The organism is Streptomyces sp. NPDC127119 (assembly GCF_042677425.1).
Taxonomy (GTDB): domain Bacteria; phylum Actinomycetota; class Actinomycetes; order Streptomycetales; family Streptomycetaceae; genus Streptomyces.
In genome coordinates this window covers 15732-32696 of record NZ_JBHXTO010000046.1, presented here as the reverse complement: position 1 = coordinate 32696, position 16965 = coordinate 15732, and the positions used below count along the sequence as shown (strand labels likewise).

The 16965-nt window shown below is 70.5% G+C and carries 15 protein-coding genes; 13 read left to right on the top strand and 2 right to left on the bottom strand.

The genetic code is table 11. From position 1 onward, the window contains the following. The first annotated feature begins 66 nt into the window (after positions 1-66). Positions 67-711, top strand: a complete 645-nt coding sequence (locus tag ACFVH5_RS20940; RefSeq protein WP_385835137.1) for a DUF6461 domain-containing protein — start codon at positions 67-69, stop codon at positions 709-711. A 139-nt stretch (positions 712-850) separates the two neighbouring features. Beyond that, complete coding sequence (locus ACFVH5_RS20935) at positions 851-1324, top strand: hypothetical protein (protein WP_385835136.1); 474 nt, start codon at positions 851-853, stop codon at positions 1322-1324. An 85-nt stretch (positions 1325-1409) separates the two neighbouring features. Here the strand turns inward: ACFVH5_RS20935 and ACFVH5_RS20930 are convergent, their stop codons facing one another. Together ACFVH5_RS20930 and ACFVH5_RS20925 are read right to left on the bottom strand one after the other, a co-directional pair. After that, positions 1410-1919, bottom strand: coding sequence for a DUF6584 family protein (locus tag ACFVH5_RS20930; protein ID WP_385835135.1), 510 nt, complete (start codon positions 1917-1919; stop codon positions 1410-1412). Between the two features lie 80 nt (positions 1920-1999). After that, entirely contained in the window at positions 2000-2332 is a 333-nt protein-coding gene (locus tag ACFVH5_RS20925) for a DUF427 domain-containing protein (RefSeq protein ID WP_385835134.1), read from the bottom strand. Positions 2333-2458: 126 nt separating this feature from the next. Between ACFVH5_RS20925 and ACFVH5_RS20920 the strand changes: the two genes are divergently transcribed. The 11 genes from ACFVH5_RS20920 to ACFVH5_RS20870 all read left to right on the top strand — a co-directional run bounded on the left by ACFVH5_RS20920 (position 2459) and on the right by ACFVH5_RS20870 (position 16963). Beyond that, positions 2459-2998, top strand: a complete 540-nt coding sequence (locus ACFVH5_RS20920) for a TIGR00730 family Rossman fold protein (protein ID WP_385835133.1) — start codon at positions 2459-2461, stop codon at positions 2996-2998. Positions 2999-3015: 17 nt separating this feature from the next. Further along, positions 3016-3714 (top strand): SDR family oxidoreductase, encoded by a 699-nt coding sequence (locus ACFVH5_RS20915; RefSeq protein ID WP_385835132.1) that lies wholly within the window; start codon positions 3016-3018, stop codon positions 3712-3714. A 67-nt stretch (positions 3715-3781) separates the two neighbouring features. Further along, positions 3782-4801, top strand: a complete 1020-nt coding sequence (locus ACFVH5_RS20910; RefSeq protein ID WP_385835131.1) for a methionine synthase — start codon at positions 3782-3784, stop codon at positions 4799-4801. A 14-nt stretch (positions 4802-4815) separates the two neighbouring features. Next, positions 4816-7020: an NAD-dependent DNA ligase LigA gene (ligA, locus tag ACFVH5_RS20905; protein WP_385835161.1), complete on the top strand. Its 2205-nt coding sequence runs from the start codon at positions 4816-4818 to the stop codon at positions 7018-7020. A 262-nt stretch (positions 7021-7282) separates the two neighbouring features. Beyond that, positions 7283-9595: a putative bifunctional diguanylate cyclase/phosphodiesterase gene (locus tag ACFVH5_RS20900; RefSeq protein WP_385835130.1), complete on the top strand. Its 2313-nt coding sequence runs from the start codon at positions 7283-7285 to the stop codon at positions 9593-9595. 408 nt (positions 9596-10003) lie between these two features. Next, positions 10004-10300 (top strand): Asp-tRNA(Asn)/Glu-tRNA(Gln) amidotransferase subunit GatC, encoded by a 297-nt coding sequence (gene gatC, locus ACFVH5_RS20895; RefSeq protein ID WP_015036350.1) that lies wholly within the window; start codon positions 10004-10006, stop codon positions 10298-10300. 5 nt (positions 10301-10305) lie between these two features. Then, positions 10306-11811: an Asp-tRNA(Asn)/Glu-tRNA(Gln) amidotransferase subunit GatA gene (gene gatA, locus ACFVH5_RS20890; RefSeq protein WP_385835129.1), complete on the top strand. Its 1506-nt coding sequence runs from the start codon at positions 10306-10308 to the stop codon at positions 11809-11811. Positions 11812-11816: 5 nt separating this feature from the next. After that, positions 11817-12050, top strand: a complete 234-nt coding sequence (locus tag ACFVH5_RS20885; RefSeq protein ID WP_210889627.1) for a hypothetical protein — start codon at positions 11817-11819, stop codon at positions 12048-12050. Positions 12051-12066: 16 nt separating this feature from the next. Further along, a complete protein-coding gene (gene gatB / locus ACFVH5_RS20880) occupies positions 12067-13578 on the top strand; it encodes an Asp-tRNA(Asn)/Glu-tRNA(Gln) amidotransferase subunit GatB (RefSeq protein WP_385835128.1) in 1512 nt (503 codons plus the stop codon). A gap of 471 nt (positions 13579-14049) precedes the next feature. Further along, complete coding sequence (locus tag ACFVH5_RS20875) at positions 14050-16395, top strand: MMPL family transporter (protein ID WP_385835127.1); 2346 nt, start codon at positions 14050-14052, stop codon at positions 16393-16395. Then, positions 16373-16963 carry a GNAT family N-acetyltransferase gene (locus tag ACFVH5_RS20870; RefSeq protein WP_385835126.1) on the top strand — a complete coding sequence of 197 codons (591 nt, stop codon included), beginning with the start codon at positions 16373-16375 and terminating at the stop codon, positions 16961-16963. The genes ACFVH5_RS20875 and ACFVH5_RS20870 overlap by 23 nt, the downstream gene beginning before the upstream one ends. The last annotated feature ends 2 nt before the right edge of the window (positions 16964-16965 follow it).

Here is a 16965-nt window from a genome sequence, read left to right as displayed (position 1 = left end):
GCGTAGGAACGCAGTTGTCTTCCCTGCCCGCCATGCGTTGTCAGTGGCGTGAGCGAGTATCGCGGCATGACCGTGAGTACCGGCGACTACATGTGGTTCGAGGAACGTTTCCAGGACCTTGCCGACTCCTACTGCCTCACCCTCGTCCACGAGGTCCCGCCAACGGAGTTGATGCACCGGCTCGGAGGCCGCCCCGAACCCGTACGCACCGGGATCGCGGCACTCCTCGAAGCCGCCTACGACTTCTACGCCCCTTTCGGCGGCACCGGCATGCGGACGCTGTTCGGTATGACCTCGATCGGTCCGTGGACCCTCATGGTCGAGCCGAATGGTTGCCTCGGCGTCGACGAGGAAAGGGCGTTGCCGGCTTCCGTGGGTAGCCGCTGGATCTCCCACTACGACAACAACAACGCCAACAACGACGGCTCGTTCCTCTGGGTCGAGAACACGGACCGACGCCTGCAGTTCGACCTTCGTGACGCGGGCTGCCGTAATGGATCCCGCCCGAATGAGCTCCTGGAAGTCATCCGCAGTCTCGGCTTCGAATTCCCGGAGGAGCCCATCACGACCGACGGCCCCGACCCCGCCCCTGATGCGGACTTGGCCGTTGCGGCTGCTTTCGCCCTCGCCGAGCACCTCACTCAGGTCCGCCTCAAGCCGAGCCATTTCGACGAGGCCACCTTCATCTGTGGCAGCGCAGAGATCGAGTGATCGGCTGGGCGGTTCAGTCAGGCTGCTCCGAAGCCGTCGCCGGGGTGTCGCGGGATGGCGGATTCCGCCCCCTCCGCTCATGAAACCGCCGCTCTACGTTACGCGTATCAGGGCACTTTCCTCCGAGGAAGGTACGGCCATGAGTGATGCGCTGAAAGACCCGATCCACGCCTCCGGACAGTTGCCGCGCGTGGCGGTGATCTGGAACTCGGATCGCTATGAACTCACCACGAAGGGCAGCTGGGTCGACCTGCCCGGAGCCGTGATTCCCGCCCAGGTCGGACAGGGCACCCCGAGCCTCGGCGGCTTGTTCGTGGCCACGTTCACCGCTGAGACGCTGATCGGCGGGCAGCCCAGCACGGGCAGCCTCGACATCACCTTCGGCGGCCAGGACGGACACCCGCAGAGCAACAACCACCGGTTCGCGACCGCGCAGAGCTCCGAGGAATGGGGCAGCCTCACCACGATCCGGGCCTTCGAGTACCCGCCCGAGGCCGCCGTCCGGGACGCCACCATCAAGGTGAAGGTCAACCTGGGCTCCGGCACCGTGTTCGGCTTCCAGAACTGGCTGCTGAAGGTCGAGCGGTATCCGTACGAAGGCGGCAGCTTCTAGGTACGTACGTACCTCGTGCCTCCCGGCGCACAGGCACCCCCGCCGCACGCCCTGGGCGGGGGTGTCCGCCGAGTTGAGGCGCGAGTCAGTCGAAGAGGGCGACGACTCCGTTCACCCAGATCGCGATGAAGGCGAGGGTCGCCACCAGGCACCCGGCCCCTGCCAGACGCTCGCCGAAAGTGCTTCGCCTGCTGGCTTCCGTCTTCTCGTCGGACGGCACCGAGTCCCAGTCGACGGGGCGTCCCGCAGCGGCGGAGCAAGCGGCTCGTACCGCCGCCAGTTGCTCTTCGGCGAAGGCTGTCGGGGCGAGCGGCTCACCGCCCCGCCAGGCGAGTGCCCGCATGCGCCGCCGAGGCGAGTGGTACCTCGCCTCGAACGCGGAGGTCTCGGCCGCGTCCCTGTCCTGTTCGAGGTACATCCAGCGGCCCGCCTCCGCCGGATCCCCGTACAGCCGGTACGCCTCGGCCAGGCGTCGGCGCAGCGTCAGGTCGTTCGGAAAGGACGACACGAGCCCGCGCAGTCGCTGCCGCGCGACGGGCACCCGGCCGGCGGCCAGGTCCGCGTCGACCCGGGCAAGGGTGTCTCTCAGGGGCATGACCGCATGATCGAACACCGAACCGACCTACGTCGAGCCGGTTTCGTCGGTCGGTATCCGCTCGCCGCCGACCGGCGGTGTCAGCCCGCCGTGACCGTCTCCACCTCGTAGAAGCAGAAGTGGTCCTTGATCTCCGCCACTTCCGGCTTCGGGTCCGGGTAGGCCCAGACCAGGTCGGGGGCGTCGGGGAGCGACCAATAGGACGCGTCTCCCTTGAAGGGGCAGTGGGTGGACGTGTCCGACGGGGTCAGCAGGTCCACGTGGACGTCCTCCGGCGGGAGGTAGTAGCGCGGCGGGAGGCCCGTCTCGCGCAGCACCAGGGGGCGGGTGCTGTCGGCGAGCACCCGGCCGTTGTGGACCGCCCGGACGTGCTCGGTGCCCTGCTCGACGGTGATGCGATGGCCCTTGGTCACGATTCGACTCCTCGGTAGAGGTCGCGCGGAAGTGGCGTTCTCATTAAGTGCAGCGTTCGGCGCCGTCGCGTTCTTCCCCTTCCCGGATGCTCTCTCGACGCCTGGGGCGACCCGTAAATTGAGCGCATGAACATCTGTGTGTTTCTCTCCGCCGCCGAGCTCGACGAGCGCTACACCCGGCCCGCCCGTGAGTTCGCCGAACTGCTCGGCAAGGGCGGGCACACGCTCGTGTGGGGCGGTTCCGACGTCGGGCTCATGAAGGTCGTCGCCGACGGCGTGCAGGAGGCGGGCGGGCGGCTCGTGGGCGTCTCCGTGGAGTTCCTGTCGGCGAAGGCGCGCCCCGGTGCCGACGAGATGATCGTCGCGCGGGATCTCGCGGAGCGAAAAGCGCTGCTTCTTGAGAATGCCGACGCCGTCGTCGTCATGGTCGGCGGGACGGGCACCCTCGACGAGGCCACCGAGATCCTGGAGCTGAAGAAGCACGGGCACACCGACAAGCCGGTCGTGCTGCTCAACACCGCCGGTTTCTACGACGGGTTGAAGCAGCAGTTCCTGCGCATGGAGGCCGAGGGATTCCTGCCCGTGCCGCTCACCGATCTGGTGTTCTTCGCGGAAGAGGCCGTGGGAGCGCTCGCCTACCTGGAGGAGAGCCGCGGCACGCGGTGAGGGCGCGTGCTGCGAGCATGGCGGGCATGGCTACTCATGTGATCACCGGAGCCGGCTCCGGCATCGGCGCGGCCGTCGCCCGCCGCCTCCACGCGCGCGGGGACGAACTCGTGCTCCACGCGCGCGACGCGGGCCGCGCGAAGGAGCTGGCCGCCGAGTTCCCCGGCGCCCGGACGCTCGTCGGTGACCTCGCGGACCCGGGCCGGCTGTCCTGGGCGTTCTCCCACCAAACGCTGCCCGACCGGGTGGACTCGCTCCTGCACATCGCGGGTGTCATCGACCTCGGAAGGGTCGGTGACCTCACCCCGAAGACCTGGCGTCATCAGCTCGACGTCAATCTGATCTCGCCGGCCGAGCTGACCCGCCACTTCCTGCCCCAACTGCGGCTCACGCAGGGACATGTGGTCTTCGTGAACTCCGGTTCCGGGCTCAACGCGTACGCCGACTGGTCCGCGTACGCCGCCTCCAAGCACGGTCTGAAGGCCCTCGCGGACTCCCTGCGGCACGAGGAGCACGCGAACGGGGTCCGGGTCACGTCCGTCTATCCGGGGCGCACCGCGAGTGCCATGCAGGCCAAGGTGCATCAGCAGGAGGGCAAGGAGTACGACCCCTCGAAGTGGATCGACCCCGAATCCGTCGCGACGACCATCGTCATGGCGCTCGATCTGCCGAAGGACGCCGAGGTCAACGACCTGACGGTACGCCCCGGCCGCTGACCGGACCCGGGCATGCACGCTGCCTCCCGCGGGCTCCGGACCCCCGCCCGTTCCGTAGGCTTCCCGGGTGAGCGAAAAAAGCGAGTTCAGGCCCGGCCCCGCCACCGGCATCGGGTCGATGCCGGGCGGGGACGCCCGGGAGACCGCCAAGAGCGTGGCCGGGACCTTCGAGGGCCCCGGGACGGGCATGCCGTATCTGGCGGAACTGCCCGCCCGCGGCCCCGGCGCGGACATGATCGGCCGGACCGCGGGGATGCTCTCCGAGCTGTACGCGCGCGTGGAGCCCAGCGGCTGGCGGCTCGGGGACCGGCCGGGCCGCGACACCAAGCGGGCCAGATCCTGGCTCGGTGAGGACCTCGACGCCCTGGAGGAGTTCACCCAGGGCTACGAAGGGCCGCTGAAGGTGCAGGCCGTCGGCCCCTGGACCCTCGCGGCGGCCCTGGAGCTGCACAACGGCGAGGTCGCGCTCTCCGACCCCGGAGCCTGCCGCGACCTCGCCGGATCGCTCGCCGAGGGCCTGCGCGAACACCTCGCCGACGTACGCCGCCGTGTCCCCGGCGCCGAGATCGTCCTGCAGCTCGACGAACCCTCGCTCATCGCCGTCCTGCGCGGCCATGTGCGGTCCGCGAGCGGCTACCGCACCCACCGGGCCGTGGACCGCCAGCTCGTCGAGGCGACGCTGCGCGAGGTCATCGGCGTGCAGGAGGGCGGGCCCTCCGTCGTGCACTCGTGCGCCCCCGACGTGCCGTTCGCGCTGCTGCGCAGGGCCGGAGCGAGCGCCGTCTCCTTCGACTTCTCGCTGCTCACCGAGCGTGACGACGACGTCATCGGGGAAGCGGTGGAGGCGGGGACCCGGCTCTTCGCCGGTGTCGTGGCGGGCACGGACGGTCCGTTGTCAGACCCTGCCGGTAGCGTCATGGGTGTCAGGACGCTGTGGCGCAGGCTGGGGCTGAGTCCGGGGCTTCTCACGGACGCGGTCACGCTCACCCCGTCGTGCGGACTCGCGGGCGCCTCCCCCGAGTACGCGCGCAGGGCGCTCGCCCACTGCGTCCGGGCGGCGAGATCCCTCGCGGACAACCCAGAGTGACGGAGGACGACACGGTGGCCGGCGACAAGGACGCACAGACCGCCTCGGCTGCGCAGCCCGCGCCCAGCGAGGCACGGGAGAAGCACGCGCAGCTCGCTGAGCAGATCGAGGAGCACCGCTTCCGGTACTACGTGAAGGACGCGCCGGTCGTCAGCGACGCGGACTTCGACAAGCTCCTGCGCGCCCTGGAGGCCGTGGAGGAGGAGTATCCCGAGCTGCGTACGCCGGACTCACCGACCCAGAAGGTCGCGGGGGCGTACGCGACGGAGTTCACGGCCGTCCAGCACCGCGAGCGCATGCTCTCGCTCGACAACGCCTTCGACGACGAGGAGCTGGCCGCCTGGGCCGACCGCGTCGCCAAGGACGTCGGCGCGTCCGCGTACCACTTCCTGTGCGAGCTGAAGGTCGACGGCCTCGCGGTCAACCTCACGTACGAGCACGGGCGTCTCACGCGCGCGGCGACCCGCGGTGACGGCCGCACGGGCGAGGACATCACGCCCAACGTCCGCACGATCGCGGAGATCCCGGACCGCCTTCAGGGCGAGCGCATCCCCGACCTCGTGGAGATCCGCGGCGAGGTCTACTTCCCGATGGAGAAGTTCGAGGAGCTGAACGCCCGTCTGGTGGAGGCCGGCGACAAGCCCTTCGCCAACCCGCGCAACGCGGCGGCGGGTTCACTGCGCCAGAAGGACCCCCGCGTCACGGCGACCCGCCCGCTGCACATGGTGGTGCACGGCATCGGCGCGCGCGAGGGTTTCGACATCGACTGCCTCTCGCACGCGTACGAGCTGCTGCGCGAGTGGGGCCTGCCGACGACCCGCTACGGCAAGGTCGTCGACGACCTCGACGGTGTGCGGGAGTTCATCGCCTTCTACGGAGAGAACCGCCACTCCGTGGAGCACGAGATCGACGGCGTCGTCGTCAAGCTCGACGAGATCCCCCTCCAGGGCCGCCTCGGCTCGACCTCCCGCGCCCCGCGCTGGGCGATCGCGTGGAAGTACGCGCCGGAGGAGGTCAACACCAAACTGGTCAACATCCGGGTGGGCGTGGGCCGTACGGGCCGCGTCACGCCGTACGCGCAGGTGGAACCCGTCACGGTGGCCGGTTCCGAGGTCGAGTTCGCGACCCTGCACAACCAGGACGTGGTCAAGGCCAAGGGTGTCCTCATCGGTGACACGGTGGTGCTGCGCAAGGCCGGTGACGTCATCCCCGAGATCCTCGGACCGGTCGTCGACCTGCGCGACGGCAGCGAGCGGGAGTTCGTGATGCCCGCCGAGTGCCCCGAGTGCGGCACACCGCTGGCGCCCGCCAAGGAGGGCGACATCGACCTGCGCTGCCCGAACGGCCGCACCTGCCCGGCCCAGTTGCGCGAGCGCCTCTTCTACCTCGGGGGCCGGAAGTCCCTGGACATCGAGAACTTCGGTTACGTGGCCGCCGCCGCGCTCACCAAGCCGCTGGAGCCCGCGCAGCCGCCCCTGGGGGACGAGGGCGACCTCTTCGACCTCACCATCGAGCAGCTGCTGCCCATCAGGGCGTACGTCCTCGACCAGGACAGCGGACTGCCCAAGCGGGACCCGGAGACCGGCGAGGAGAAGATCGCGACCGTCTTCGCCAACCAGGAGGGCGCACCCCGCAAGAACGCCCTGGCGATGCTGGAGAACATCGCGGCGGCCAAGGAGCGTCCACTGGCCCGGGTCCTGACCGGTCTGTCCATCCGGCACGTGGGTCCGGTCGCGGCCGAGGCGCTGGCCCGCGAATTCCGGTCCATCGACCGGATTCAGGCGGCGACCGAGGAGGAGCTGCAGGCGGTCGACGGTGTCGGCGGCATCGTCGCGACCTCGCTCAAGGAATGGTTCGCGGTCGACTGGCACCAGGAGATCCTCCGCAAGTGGAAGGCCGCCGGCGTCCGCATGGAGGAGGAGGGTTCCGGCGAGGACGAGGGGCCCCGTCCGCTCGCGGGACTGACCGTCGTGGTCACCGGCACGCTGGAACGTCACACCCGCGACGGAGCGAAAGAGGCACTGCAGAGCCGTGGGGCGAAAGTGACCGGTTCTGTTTCGAAGAAGACGGCTTTCGTTGTCGTAGGTGACAATCCTGGATCGAAGTACGACAAGGCCATGCAGCTCAAAGTGCCGGTTCTGAACGAGGACGGTTTCGCCGTTCTGCTCGAACAGGGACCGGAGGCGGCGGCGGAAGCGGCACTTCCGATCGAGGGGTAGCGGTTGAAGACCACCCGTTCGGCGCATACCAGATGCATAGGGGCGGCCGTGTCGCATTCGGGCAACCGTAGACGACCGCTGCCCTTAGGAGCCTTCTGCGGCCTACTGTTGAGGTCTGCGCCTGCCGTGCCCAGCTGCGGTTGGGGCACCCCCATGCTCTTCAGGAGTCGGGGGAAGGGTTTTTCAGACGCGGAGCCGTTGAGGGACTGATCGTGCGTCGGGCCGCGTGGCGTGGGCACCGCCGGCCGTGAGAGGGACGGGAATGGAACCGACCGAGAGCGCCGCTCCGGACTCACGGCTGCGCCCACGCTGGATGACCGGCGTGCGGCGGTGGGGGCACCCCTTGCTGGAGCGAAGCCGGGAGTTCGGGGCGGGCCTCGGCGTCACCCGGCCCGCGGAGCGGTCCGGCCTGCCGGGGGCCCCGGGCTCACCGGGGTACGGCACCGGACAGCACGCCGGTACGGACGGGCCCGGCTCGGGCCGGTTCACCGCCGTCCACGGCTCCCACTCCCAGCTGCCCGGCCAGGAGACCGACCGGCAGCTGACCTGGCCCGCGCTGCCCACGGCGGTCGTCGTGGCCGCCGCGGCCGTGCTGGGCGCGGGTTTCTACCGAGCCTTCACCGGCCACCACTCGCTCTTCCCGTCCGGCTCGGCCGGCTGGGCGCTGGCCGTCCTGGTCGGCGTCATCGTCGGGCATCTGGTCGCCCTGGGACGGTCCCGATGGTGGGGCGGCACGGGCTCCGGAGCGGCCCTCACCCTCGCCGTCCTGCTGCTGTACGGCTGGGTGCCGGCCGGAATGGTCAGCCTCACCGTCGTCGTGCTCGTCGGCATAGCCCGCCGGCACCGCTGGCGCCAGGGCATCCTGCACGGCGCGGTGGACATCCTCGGCATCGGCGCGGGGGCGCTGGTGCTGGCCGCGTTCGGCCGGGTGCCGTCCGTCGAGGCGCCCTGGAAACCGGAGAACTGGACCGTTTTCACCGTGCCTCAGGTGGTGTTGGCGGCCGGGGCGTATCTCCTCGTGAGCCGCGCGCTGCTCTGGTACCTCCACGCGCCTCGCACGCCGGGACTGCCGACCGTCGCCCGCACGGCACTGGTCAGACAGGGGCTCGTGGCCGTCGCACTGCTCGGCATCGCTCCGCTGATCTGCGTAGTCGCCATCGCCCTTCCCGCGCTCCTGCCGCTCTTCGCCGTGCCCCTCATCGCCCTCGACTCCACGCTCTGGATAGCGCGGGCCCGGGCCGAGGAGCAACTGCGTGATCCCCTCACGGGTCTGCCCAACCGGCAGTGGCTGCTCGAACGGACCTGGCGGGCGCTCGACGACGCCGAACGGATCGGTGCGCGTTCCGCTCTGATGCTGATCGACCTGGACCGCTTCAGGTCCGTGAATGACACCCTCGGGCATCTCGCCGGGGACCGGCTGCTGTTGCAGATAGCGGACCGGCTGCGGGTCGCCCTGCCGCGCGGGGCGGAGGCCGCGCGGCTGGGCGGGGACGAGTTCGCCGTGCTGCTGCCCGTCGCCGACTCGACGACCTCGGCGACGCGGGTCGCCCGCGGCCTCGTCACCGCGCTCGGGTCGCCGCTCGACCTCGACGGGCTGACGCTCGTGCTGGAGGCCAGCGCCGGGCTCGCCGTCTTCCCCGACCACGCGCTGGACGCGGAGGGGCTGCTGCGGCGGGCGGACGTCGCGATGTACCAGGCGAAGCGGGACCGTACGGGGGTGGAGGTCTACGAGTCCAAGCGGGACTCCAACACCCCCGACCGGCTCGGACTGCTGGGCGATCTGCGGCGGGCGCTCGACGCGGGCGACGTCGAACTGCACTACCAGCCGAAGGTGCGCTTCGACGGGCAGGTCGCCGGACTCGAGGCGCTCGTACGGTGGGTGCATCCCGAGCGCGGGAAGGTGCCGCCGGACGAGTTCATAGCCATCGCCGAGTCGTCCGGTCTGATGCCGCATCTGACCGAGTACGTACTGGAGGCGGCGCTCGCGCAGGTCGCGCGCTGGCGGGCCCAGGGGCTTCGGGTGCCGGTCGCCGTCAACGTGTCGCCCCGGGACGTCCACACCCCCGGCTTCGCGGGATCGGTGGCCGCGCGGCTCGCCCGGCACGGGGTCCCCGCGGGGGCGCTGCAGCTGGAGATCACGGAGCACGTCCTGCTGGAGGACCCGCAGCGGGCCGCGGACACCCTCGCCGCGCTGACCGCGCACGGCGTGAAGATGTCCCTCGACGACTTCGGGACCGGGTACTCGTCGCTGGTGCATCTGCGGCGGCTGCCGGTGAGCGAGCTGAAGATCGACCGCTCGTTCGTGGCGCGGCTCGCGGTGGACACGGAGGACGCGGAGATCGTGCGGTGCACGGTGGATCTCGCGCACTCGCTCGGGCTGCTCGTCGTCGCGGAGGGCGTCGAGGACGACGAGACGTGGGAGCGGTTGCGCGACCTCGGGTGCGACGCGGTTCAGGGGTGGCTGGTCGCCGCGGCGATGCCTCCGGACGAGGCCACGGCGTGGTTGCTGGCGCGGGGGTCCCGGGGGTGGCAGCGGCCCGCTGCCGCGTTGCCTGCGGCAGCTGCGGACGAGTAAGGACCTTTTTTCCCACCCGCCCACCCGTGACAGGCGTTCCGACGGGTGGGCGTGTCCCGTGGGCCCAGCCCGCCGTCGGCGCCCGCCCGTGGTGAGGCCCAGCGCGGTCCCGCGCCCGTCCGGCACGACGCCTTCGCGGTCCCGGCCGTGACGTGGGCCCACCCGTCCGGCGCGACGCCTGGCGCGGTCCCGGCCGGCCGTCGCGCGCGGCCCGCACGGTTTCGTCCGTCCGGCGTGCGGGCCGCGTGGTTGCCGTCCGTGCGGCCCGCGGTTCGTGTCGTCCGCGTGGGGTGTGTTGCCCGTGTGGCGTGGGTGTGAGGTGGGGTGGGGGAAACCGATGTACGGGGATCTGGTCGTGCCCCATAGGATTGGGGCTCACCACACGCACTCACCCCTGAGGATCGCTGCATGCCTGGCATCACGCGCGAGGAGGTCGCCCACCTCGCCCGACTGGCGCGTCTGGAGCTGAAGGGCGAAGAGCTCGACCACTTCGCCGGTCAGCTCGACGACATCATCGGCGCGGTCGCCCGCGTCAGCGAGGTCGCCGACCAAGACGTACCGCCGACCTCCCACCCGCTGCCGCTGACGAACGTCATGCGCGCGGACGAGGTCCGTCCGTCGCTCACCCCCGAGCAGGCGCTCTCCGGCGCCCCGGCCCAGGAGCAGCAGCGTTTCAAGGTGCCGCAGATCCTGGGGGAGGACTAATCACCATGACGGACAGCAACGTCAACATCATCAAGCTCACCGCCGCCGAGATCGCCGCCGCGATCGCCTCCGGTGAACTGACCGCCGTCGAGGTCACCGAGGCGCACCTCGCGCGCATCGGCGCCGTCGACGAGAAGGTGCACGCCTTCCTGCACGTCGACCGGGAAGGGGCGCTCGCCCAGGCCCGCGCGGTCGACGAGAAGCGGGAGAGGGGGGAGAAGCTGGGGCCGCTCGCCGGTGTGCCCCTCGCCCTCAAGGACATCTTCACCACCAAGGGCATCCCGACCACCGTCGGGTCCAAGATGCTCGAAGGCTGGATCCCGCCCTACGACGCCACGGTCACCGCGCGGCTCAAGGCGGCCGACGTCGTCATCCTCGGCAAGACCAACATGGACGAGTTCGCCATGGGGTCCTCCACCGAGAACAGCGCGTACGGCCCGACCGGCAACCCCTGGGACCTGTCACGCATCCCCGGCGGCTCCGGCGGCGGTTCGTCCGCGGCCCTCGCTTCCTACCAGGCGCCCCTCGCGATCGGCACGGACACCGGCGGTTCCATCCGCCAGCCCGCCGCCGTCACCGGCACGGTCGGCGTCAAGCCGACGTACGGCGGGGTGTCCCGGTACGGCATGGTGGCCTTCAGCAGCAGCCTCGACCAGGGCGGGCCCTGCGCCCGTACTGTGCTCGACGCGGCCCTGCTGCACGAGGTCATCGCCGGACACGACCCGATGGACTCGACCTCCATCGACGAGCCTGTCCCGGCCGTCGTCGAGGCCGCCCGCAACGGCAGCGTGGACGGTATGCGCGTCGGCGTCGTCAAGCAGTTCCGCGGCGAGGGCTACCAGGCCGGTGTCGTGCAGCGCTTCGACGAGTCGGTCGCGCTCCTGAAGGAACTGGGCGCCGAGATCGTCGAGCTGGACTGCCCGTCCTTCGACCTGGCCCTGTCGGCGTACTACCTCATCGCCCCGTCCGAGTGTTCGAGCAACCTCGCCCGGTTCGACGGTCTGCGCTACGGCCTGCGCATCGGTGACGACGGCACGCACTCCGCCGAGGAGGTCACCGCCCTCACCCGTGAGGCGGGCTTCGGCGACGAGGTCAAGCGCCGCATCATGCTCGGCACGTACGCCCTCAGCTCCGGCTACTACGACGCGTACTACGGCAGCGCCCAGAAGGTCCGTACGCTCATCACGCGGGACTTCGAGAAGGCGTTCGAGCAGGTCGACGTGATCGTCTCGCCGACGACACCGACCACCGCCTTCCCGATCGGCGAGCGCGCCGACGACCCGATGGCGATGTACCTCGCGGACCTGTGCACCATCCCGACCAACCTCGCGGGCAACGCCGCGATGTCGCTGCCCTGCGGCCTCGCACCCGAGGACAACCTGCCCGTCGGCCTCCAGATCATCGCGCCGGCCCTCAAGGACGACCGCCTGTACAAGGTGGGAGCCGCCGTAGAGGCCGCGTTCGTGGAACGCTGGGGCCACCCGTTGATCGAGGAGGCTCCGTCGCTGTGACCGCCATGGCCAAGAAGGCAAAGAACTTCAAGAAGTCGAAGACCGGGCTGTACGTGTCGCTCGGCAGCACCGCGTTCGGCGCGATCAGCGTCGCCAAGCAGATCAAGCTGGCCCGCAGTGACGGGGACACGCTGAGGCTGATCGACGCGACCGTATCCGCCGCCGCCATCGTCACCGGCCTCGCCATCCTCTACCGGGAGCTCAAGCGCCTGGGCGACGACGACGTCCTGCTGGGCTGAGAGGGAAAGTTTCACCGTGACTGCCACGACTGACCTGGTGTCGTACGAGGACGCGCTGGCGTCGTACGACCCCGTCATGGGCCTCGAAGTCCATGTCGAACTCGGCACCAAGACCAAGATGTTCTGCGGCTGTTCCACCGAGCTGGGCGCCGAGCCCAACTCGCAGGCCTGCCCGACCTGTCTGGGCATGCCCGGCGCGCTGCCGGTCGTCAACGCGATCGGCGTCGAGTCCGCGATCAAGATCGGCCTCGCGCTGCACTGCGAGATCGCCGAGTGGTGCCGCTTCGCCCGGAAGAACTACTTCTATCCGGACATGCCGAAGAACTTCCAGACCTCCCAGTACGACGAGCCGATCGCCTTCAACGGCTACCTCGACGTCCAGCTGGAGGACGGCGAGATCTTCCGTGTGGAGATCGAGCGCGCCCACATGGAGGAGGACACCGGCAAGTCGCTGCACGTCGGTGGCGCGACGGGCCGTATCCACGGCGCCTCGCACTCGCTGCTCGACTACAACCGCGCCGGCATCCCGCTCATCGAGATCGTCACCAAGCCGATCGAGGGCGCGGGCGAGCGTGCCCCCGAGGTCGCCAAGGCGTACGTCGCCGAACTGCGCGAACTCATCAAGGCGCTCGGTGTCTCGGAAGCGCGCATGGAGCAGGGCCAGATGCGGTGCGACGTGAACCTGTCGCTGCGCCCGCACGGCCGGGAGAAGTTCGGTACGCGCAGCGAGACGAAGAACGTCAACTCGCTGCGGTCCGTGGAGCGTGCGGCCCGGTTCGAGATCCAGCGGCACGCCGCCGTGCTCAACGACGGCGGCACGATCATCCAGGAGACCCGCCACTTCCACGAGGACACCGGGTCGACGACCTCGGGGCGTGTGAAGGAGGAGGCCGAGGACTACCGGTACTTCCCGGAGCCCGACCTCGTACCGGTCGCGCCGTCCCGCGCGTGGGTCGAGGAGCTGCGCGCGGGTCTGCCCGAGCAGCCGCTGGCCCGTCGCAACCGGCTGCGCGAGGAGTGGGGCGTCAACGCCCACGACATGCAGTCGATGCTCAACGCCGGTGCCATCGACCTCATCGTCGCCACGATCGCGGCGGGGGCCGACGCGGCCTCCGCGCGCAAGTGGTGGATGGGCGAGCTGGCGCGTGCGGCCAACGAGTCCGGGGTGTCCCTGGACGGGCTGGCCATCACGCCCGAGCAGGTCGCCCGGGTGGCCGCGCTGGTCGTCGACGGGTCCCTCAACGACAAGCTGGCCCGGCAGGTCATCGACGGCGTCATCAAGGGCGAGGGCACGCCGGACGAGGTCGTCGAGAAGCGCGGTCTGAAGGTCGTCTCCGACGAGGGCGCGTTGACGGCCGCCGTCGACGAGGCCATCGCGGGCAACCCGGGTGTCGCCGACAAGATTCGTGGCGGCAAGGTGGCTGCGGTCGGCGCCCTGGTGGGGGCCGTCATGAAGGCCACGCGGGGGCAGGCTGACGCTGCGCGGGTCAAGGAGCTGATCCTTGAGAAGCTGGGCGTCGAGGGATAGCCCTGCTTGTCTGTGCGGAGGGGCGTTGCACCTGAGGGTGCGACGCCCTTCGGCGTTCCGCCGTCCGGGGCCCCGCTTTTGGGTGCGTTGACGGGTGCGGGTCCGTGGGGGCGGGCCCAAAAGATTGCGCAGTTCCCCGCGCCCCTAAAAGCGAAAAGACTGCGCCGGTCCCCGCGCCCCTGAAAGTGACACGACTGCGCCGGTCCCCGCGCGCCTGAAAGCGACAAGATTGCGCCGTTCCCCGCGCCCCTGGATGGGAGTCCCTGGATGGGAGTCCCTGGATGGGACGTGCTGAGCCGTGGGGCTACAGAGTTTGTTGGATTGTCGTGTGAACTGGCTCGCATTCCTGTGAGTAAGGCCATGAATGAGTCCAACGATCACTTTCGGCTGCAAGAGTGACAACGCATCGGTCATGCGTTCTTTGCGGGCAGTTCCCGATAAAGATCCACAAATCCCCCAGGGAGCTCGTCCGTGGCAGCCCTCGCACGTTGGTGTGTGCAGCACCGTCTCGTCGCTCTACTGCTCTGGCTCGTCGCCTTCGGTGGGACCGCCACCGCCGCACTGGTCGCCGGTTCCGCGTACTCGAACGACTACCAGGTGCCGGGCACCGAGTCGGGTCGGGCCGCCGAACTGCTCCAGGACAACTTCCCCGGCCTCGGCGGCGACGGCGACACCGTCGTCTGGCACTCCACCCCGGGTACGGTCCGCGCCGCCGACGTCGAACAGACCATGACCCGCACCCTCGACCGGATCGCCGGTCTGCCGGGGGTGGCCGCGGTCGTCAGCCCCTACGGCGGTCCCGGCAGCGACGGTCCCGGCAGTGAGGGGCCCGGTTCCGGGCAGATCAGCGGCGACGGGCGTACCGCCTACGCCACGGTGATCTTCGACGAGCCGGCCGAGAACATCGACCGGGGCGAGGCCTCGGCCGTCGTCGCCGCCGCGAAGGCGGCCGGGACCGACGGACTCCAGGTCGAGCTGGGCGGCCAGGCCGTCGCCCTCACCGAGTCCTCCGGCGGACACCTTGCCGAGATCGTCGGCGTGGCCGTCGCCGCGGTGGTCCTCTTCCTCGCCTTCGGCTCCCTCGCCGCTTCGGCCCTGCCCATCGCCACGGCCCTGGTCAGCGTCGGCACCGCGTACGCGGGCATCGCGCTGCTCGGGCATGTGATGACCGTCGCCGACTTCGCGCCCATGCTCGGCCTGCTGATCGGGCTGGGCGTCGGCATCGACTACGCGCTGTTCATCGTGACCAGGCACCGCCGCGGCCTCAAGCGCGGTCTCCCGGTCGAGGAGGCCGCCCGCAACGCGGTGGCCACCACCGGGCGCGCGGTCGTCTTCGCGGGCGCCACCGTCTGCGTGGCCCTGCTGGGCATGCTCATCCTGCGGCTCGGTTTCCTGAACGGTGTCGCGATCGCCGCCTCGCTCACCGTGGTCCTCACGGTCGCGGCCTCCGTCACCCTGCTGCCCGCGCTGCTCTCCTTCATCGGCATGCGCGCGCTGACCCGCCGCGAACGCCGCAGGCTGGCCGAGCACGGGCCCGAACCGGAGGTCCCCACCGGGCTCGCCGCCCGCTGGTCCGCCTTCGTCGAACGCCATCCCAAGCTCCTCGGCGGCGCCGCCGTCGCCGTGATGGCGCTGCTCGCGGTGCCGATGTTCTCGCTGCACCTGGGCACCTCCGACCAGGGCAACAACCCGGGAACGGCCACCACGCGACAGGCGTACGACCTGATCTCGGAGGGCTTCGGGCCGGGCATGAACGGGCCGCTGACCCTCGTCACGCCCGTCACCGGTGGCCAGGACCGGCTCGCCCTCGACAATCTCGACGCCACGCTCCGGGAGACCGAAGGCGTGCGGGATGTGACCCCGGTGACGTACGACGGCGACGGGGACACCGCCTACCTCGTCGTCGTACCGGAGTCCTCACCGCAGTCGCGGCAGACCAGCGAACTCGTCGAACGGCTCCGTACCGACGTGCTGCCGCGGGCCGGGACCGGCACCACGCTCGACCTCCAGGTCGGCGGCATCACCGCCGGATACGACGACTTCGCGGACGTCATCGTCGGCAAACTGCCCCTCTTCGTGGGCGTGGTGATCGGTCTGGGCTGCCTCCTGCTGCTGTTCGCCTTCCGGTCCGTCGGCATCCCGCTGAAGGCCGCCGCGATGAACGTCGCCGCCGTCGCCGCCTCCTTCGGGGTCGTCGTCGCGATCTTCCAGTGGGGCTGGGGCAGCGAACTGCTGGGCCTGGGCCGGGCCGGTCCGATCGAGCCCTTCCTGCCCGTGATCATGGTCTCCGTGCTCTTCGGGCTCTCCATGGACTACCAGGTGTTCCTGGTCGGCCGGATGTACGAGGAGTGGCTGGAGACCGGCGACAACCGCCGAGCCGTCCGGGTGGGCCTCGCGGAGACCGGCCGGGTGATCAACTCCGCCGCCGTGATCATGATCTCGGTCTTCCTGGCCTTCGTGCTCAGCGGCGACCGCGTGATCGCGATGTTCGGCGTCGGACTGGCCGCCGCCGTCGCCCTCGACGCGTTCGTGCTGCGTACGCTCCTGGTGCCCGCCCTCATGCACCTGCTCGGCGGCGCCAACTGGTGGCTGCCCGGCTGGCTCGACCGGCGCCTGCCGCGGCTCAGTATCGAGCCGCCGGAAATCCGTACCGCCGGTCCGGGCCGTCGTGCGACGATCCCCGGGGCGCGCGGCGACGCGCTCGTGGACGCGCCGGGTGCGGCGGACGCGGTGGACGCGGTGGACGCACCGGCGGACGTACCCGTGGCGGTACTCGTGAAGGAGCGACAGCAGGATGTACGCGATATCCCTGGGTGACGACGGCAGCGAACTGCGGCCTCTGGAGCCGTGGCACGCGGACGAGTTCCTGGCCCATCTCGACCGCGGACGCGAGTTCGTCCAGCAGTACATCTCCTTCGGGTCGCGCGTCACGGACGCCGACTCCGCGCGCGAGCTGCTCCAGTCGTTCGCCGACAAGAAGGCCGCCGACACGGGCAGCCTGCACGGGGTGTGGCTGGACGGGCAGCTCGTCGGCGGTGTGCTCTTCCGCGTCTTCGACGCCGAGCACGGGGTCTGCGAGGTCGGCTGCTGGCTGGAGCCCGCGGCGGCGGGCCGTGGTCTGATCACGCGCGCGATCCGCGTCCTCATCGACTGGGCGGTCGACGTCCGCGGCATCCACCGCGTGGAGTGGCACGCGGCCGTCGCCAACGTGCCCAGCCTCAACGTGGCGCGCCGGCTCGGCATGAGCCGCGAGGGCGTCCTGCGCGAGAACTGGCCCCACCGGGGCGTACGGCAGGACACGGAGGTGTGGTCGGTCCTCGCGCGGGAGTGGCGGGCCGCACGCGCGGCAGCCGCCGGACAAGGGGATCTGCCGACCCGTGCGTGAGG

Excerpts from the sequence above, each read along its gene's own strand:
- ACFVH5_RS20920 (WP_385835133.1), top strand. The coding sequence starts at position 2,459 with ATGAACATCTGTGTGTTTCTCTCCGCCGCCGAGCTCGACGAGCGCTAC.
- ACFVH5_RS20900 (WP_385835130.1), top strand. The coding sequence starts at position 7,283 with ATGGAACCGACCGAGAGCGCCGCTCCGGACTCACGGCTGCGCCCACGC.
- ACFVH5_RS20915 (WP_385835132.1), top strand. The coding sequence starts at position 3,016 with ATGGCGGGCATGGCTACTCATGTGATCACCGGAGCCGGCTCCGGCATC.
- ACFVH5_RS20885 (WP_210889627.1), top strand. The coding sequence starts at position 11,817 with ATGGCCAAGAAGGCAAAGAACTTCAAGAAGTCGAAGACCGGGCTGTAC.
- ACFVH5_RS20870 (WP_385835126.1), top strand. The coding sequence starts at position 16,373 with ATGTACGCGATATCCCTGGGTGACGACGGCAGCGAACTGCGGCCTCTG.
- ACFVH5_RS20935 (WP_385835136.1), top strand. The coding sequence starts at position 851 with ATGAGTGATGCGCTGAAAGACCCGATCCACGCCTCCGGACAGTTGCCG.
- ACFVH5_RS20940 (WP_385835137.1), top strand. The coding sequence starts at position 67 with ATGACCGTGAGTACCGGCGACTACATGTGGTTCGAGGAACGTTTCCAG.
- ACFVH5_RS20930 (WP_385835135.1), bottom strand. The coding sequence starts at position 1,919 with ATGCCCCTGAGAGACACCCTTGCCCGGGTCGACGCGGACCTGGCCGCC.
- gatC (WP_015036350.1), top strand. The coding sequence starts at position 10,004 with ATGCCTGGCATCACGCGCGAGGAGGTCGCCCACCTCGCCCGACTGGCG.
- gatA (WP_385835129.1), top strand. The coding sequence starts at position 10,306 with ATGACGGACAGCAACGTCAACATCATCAAGCTCACCGCCGCCGAGATC.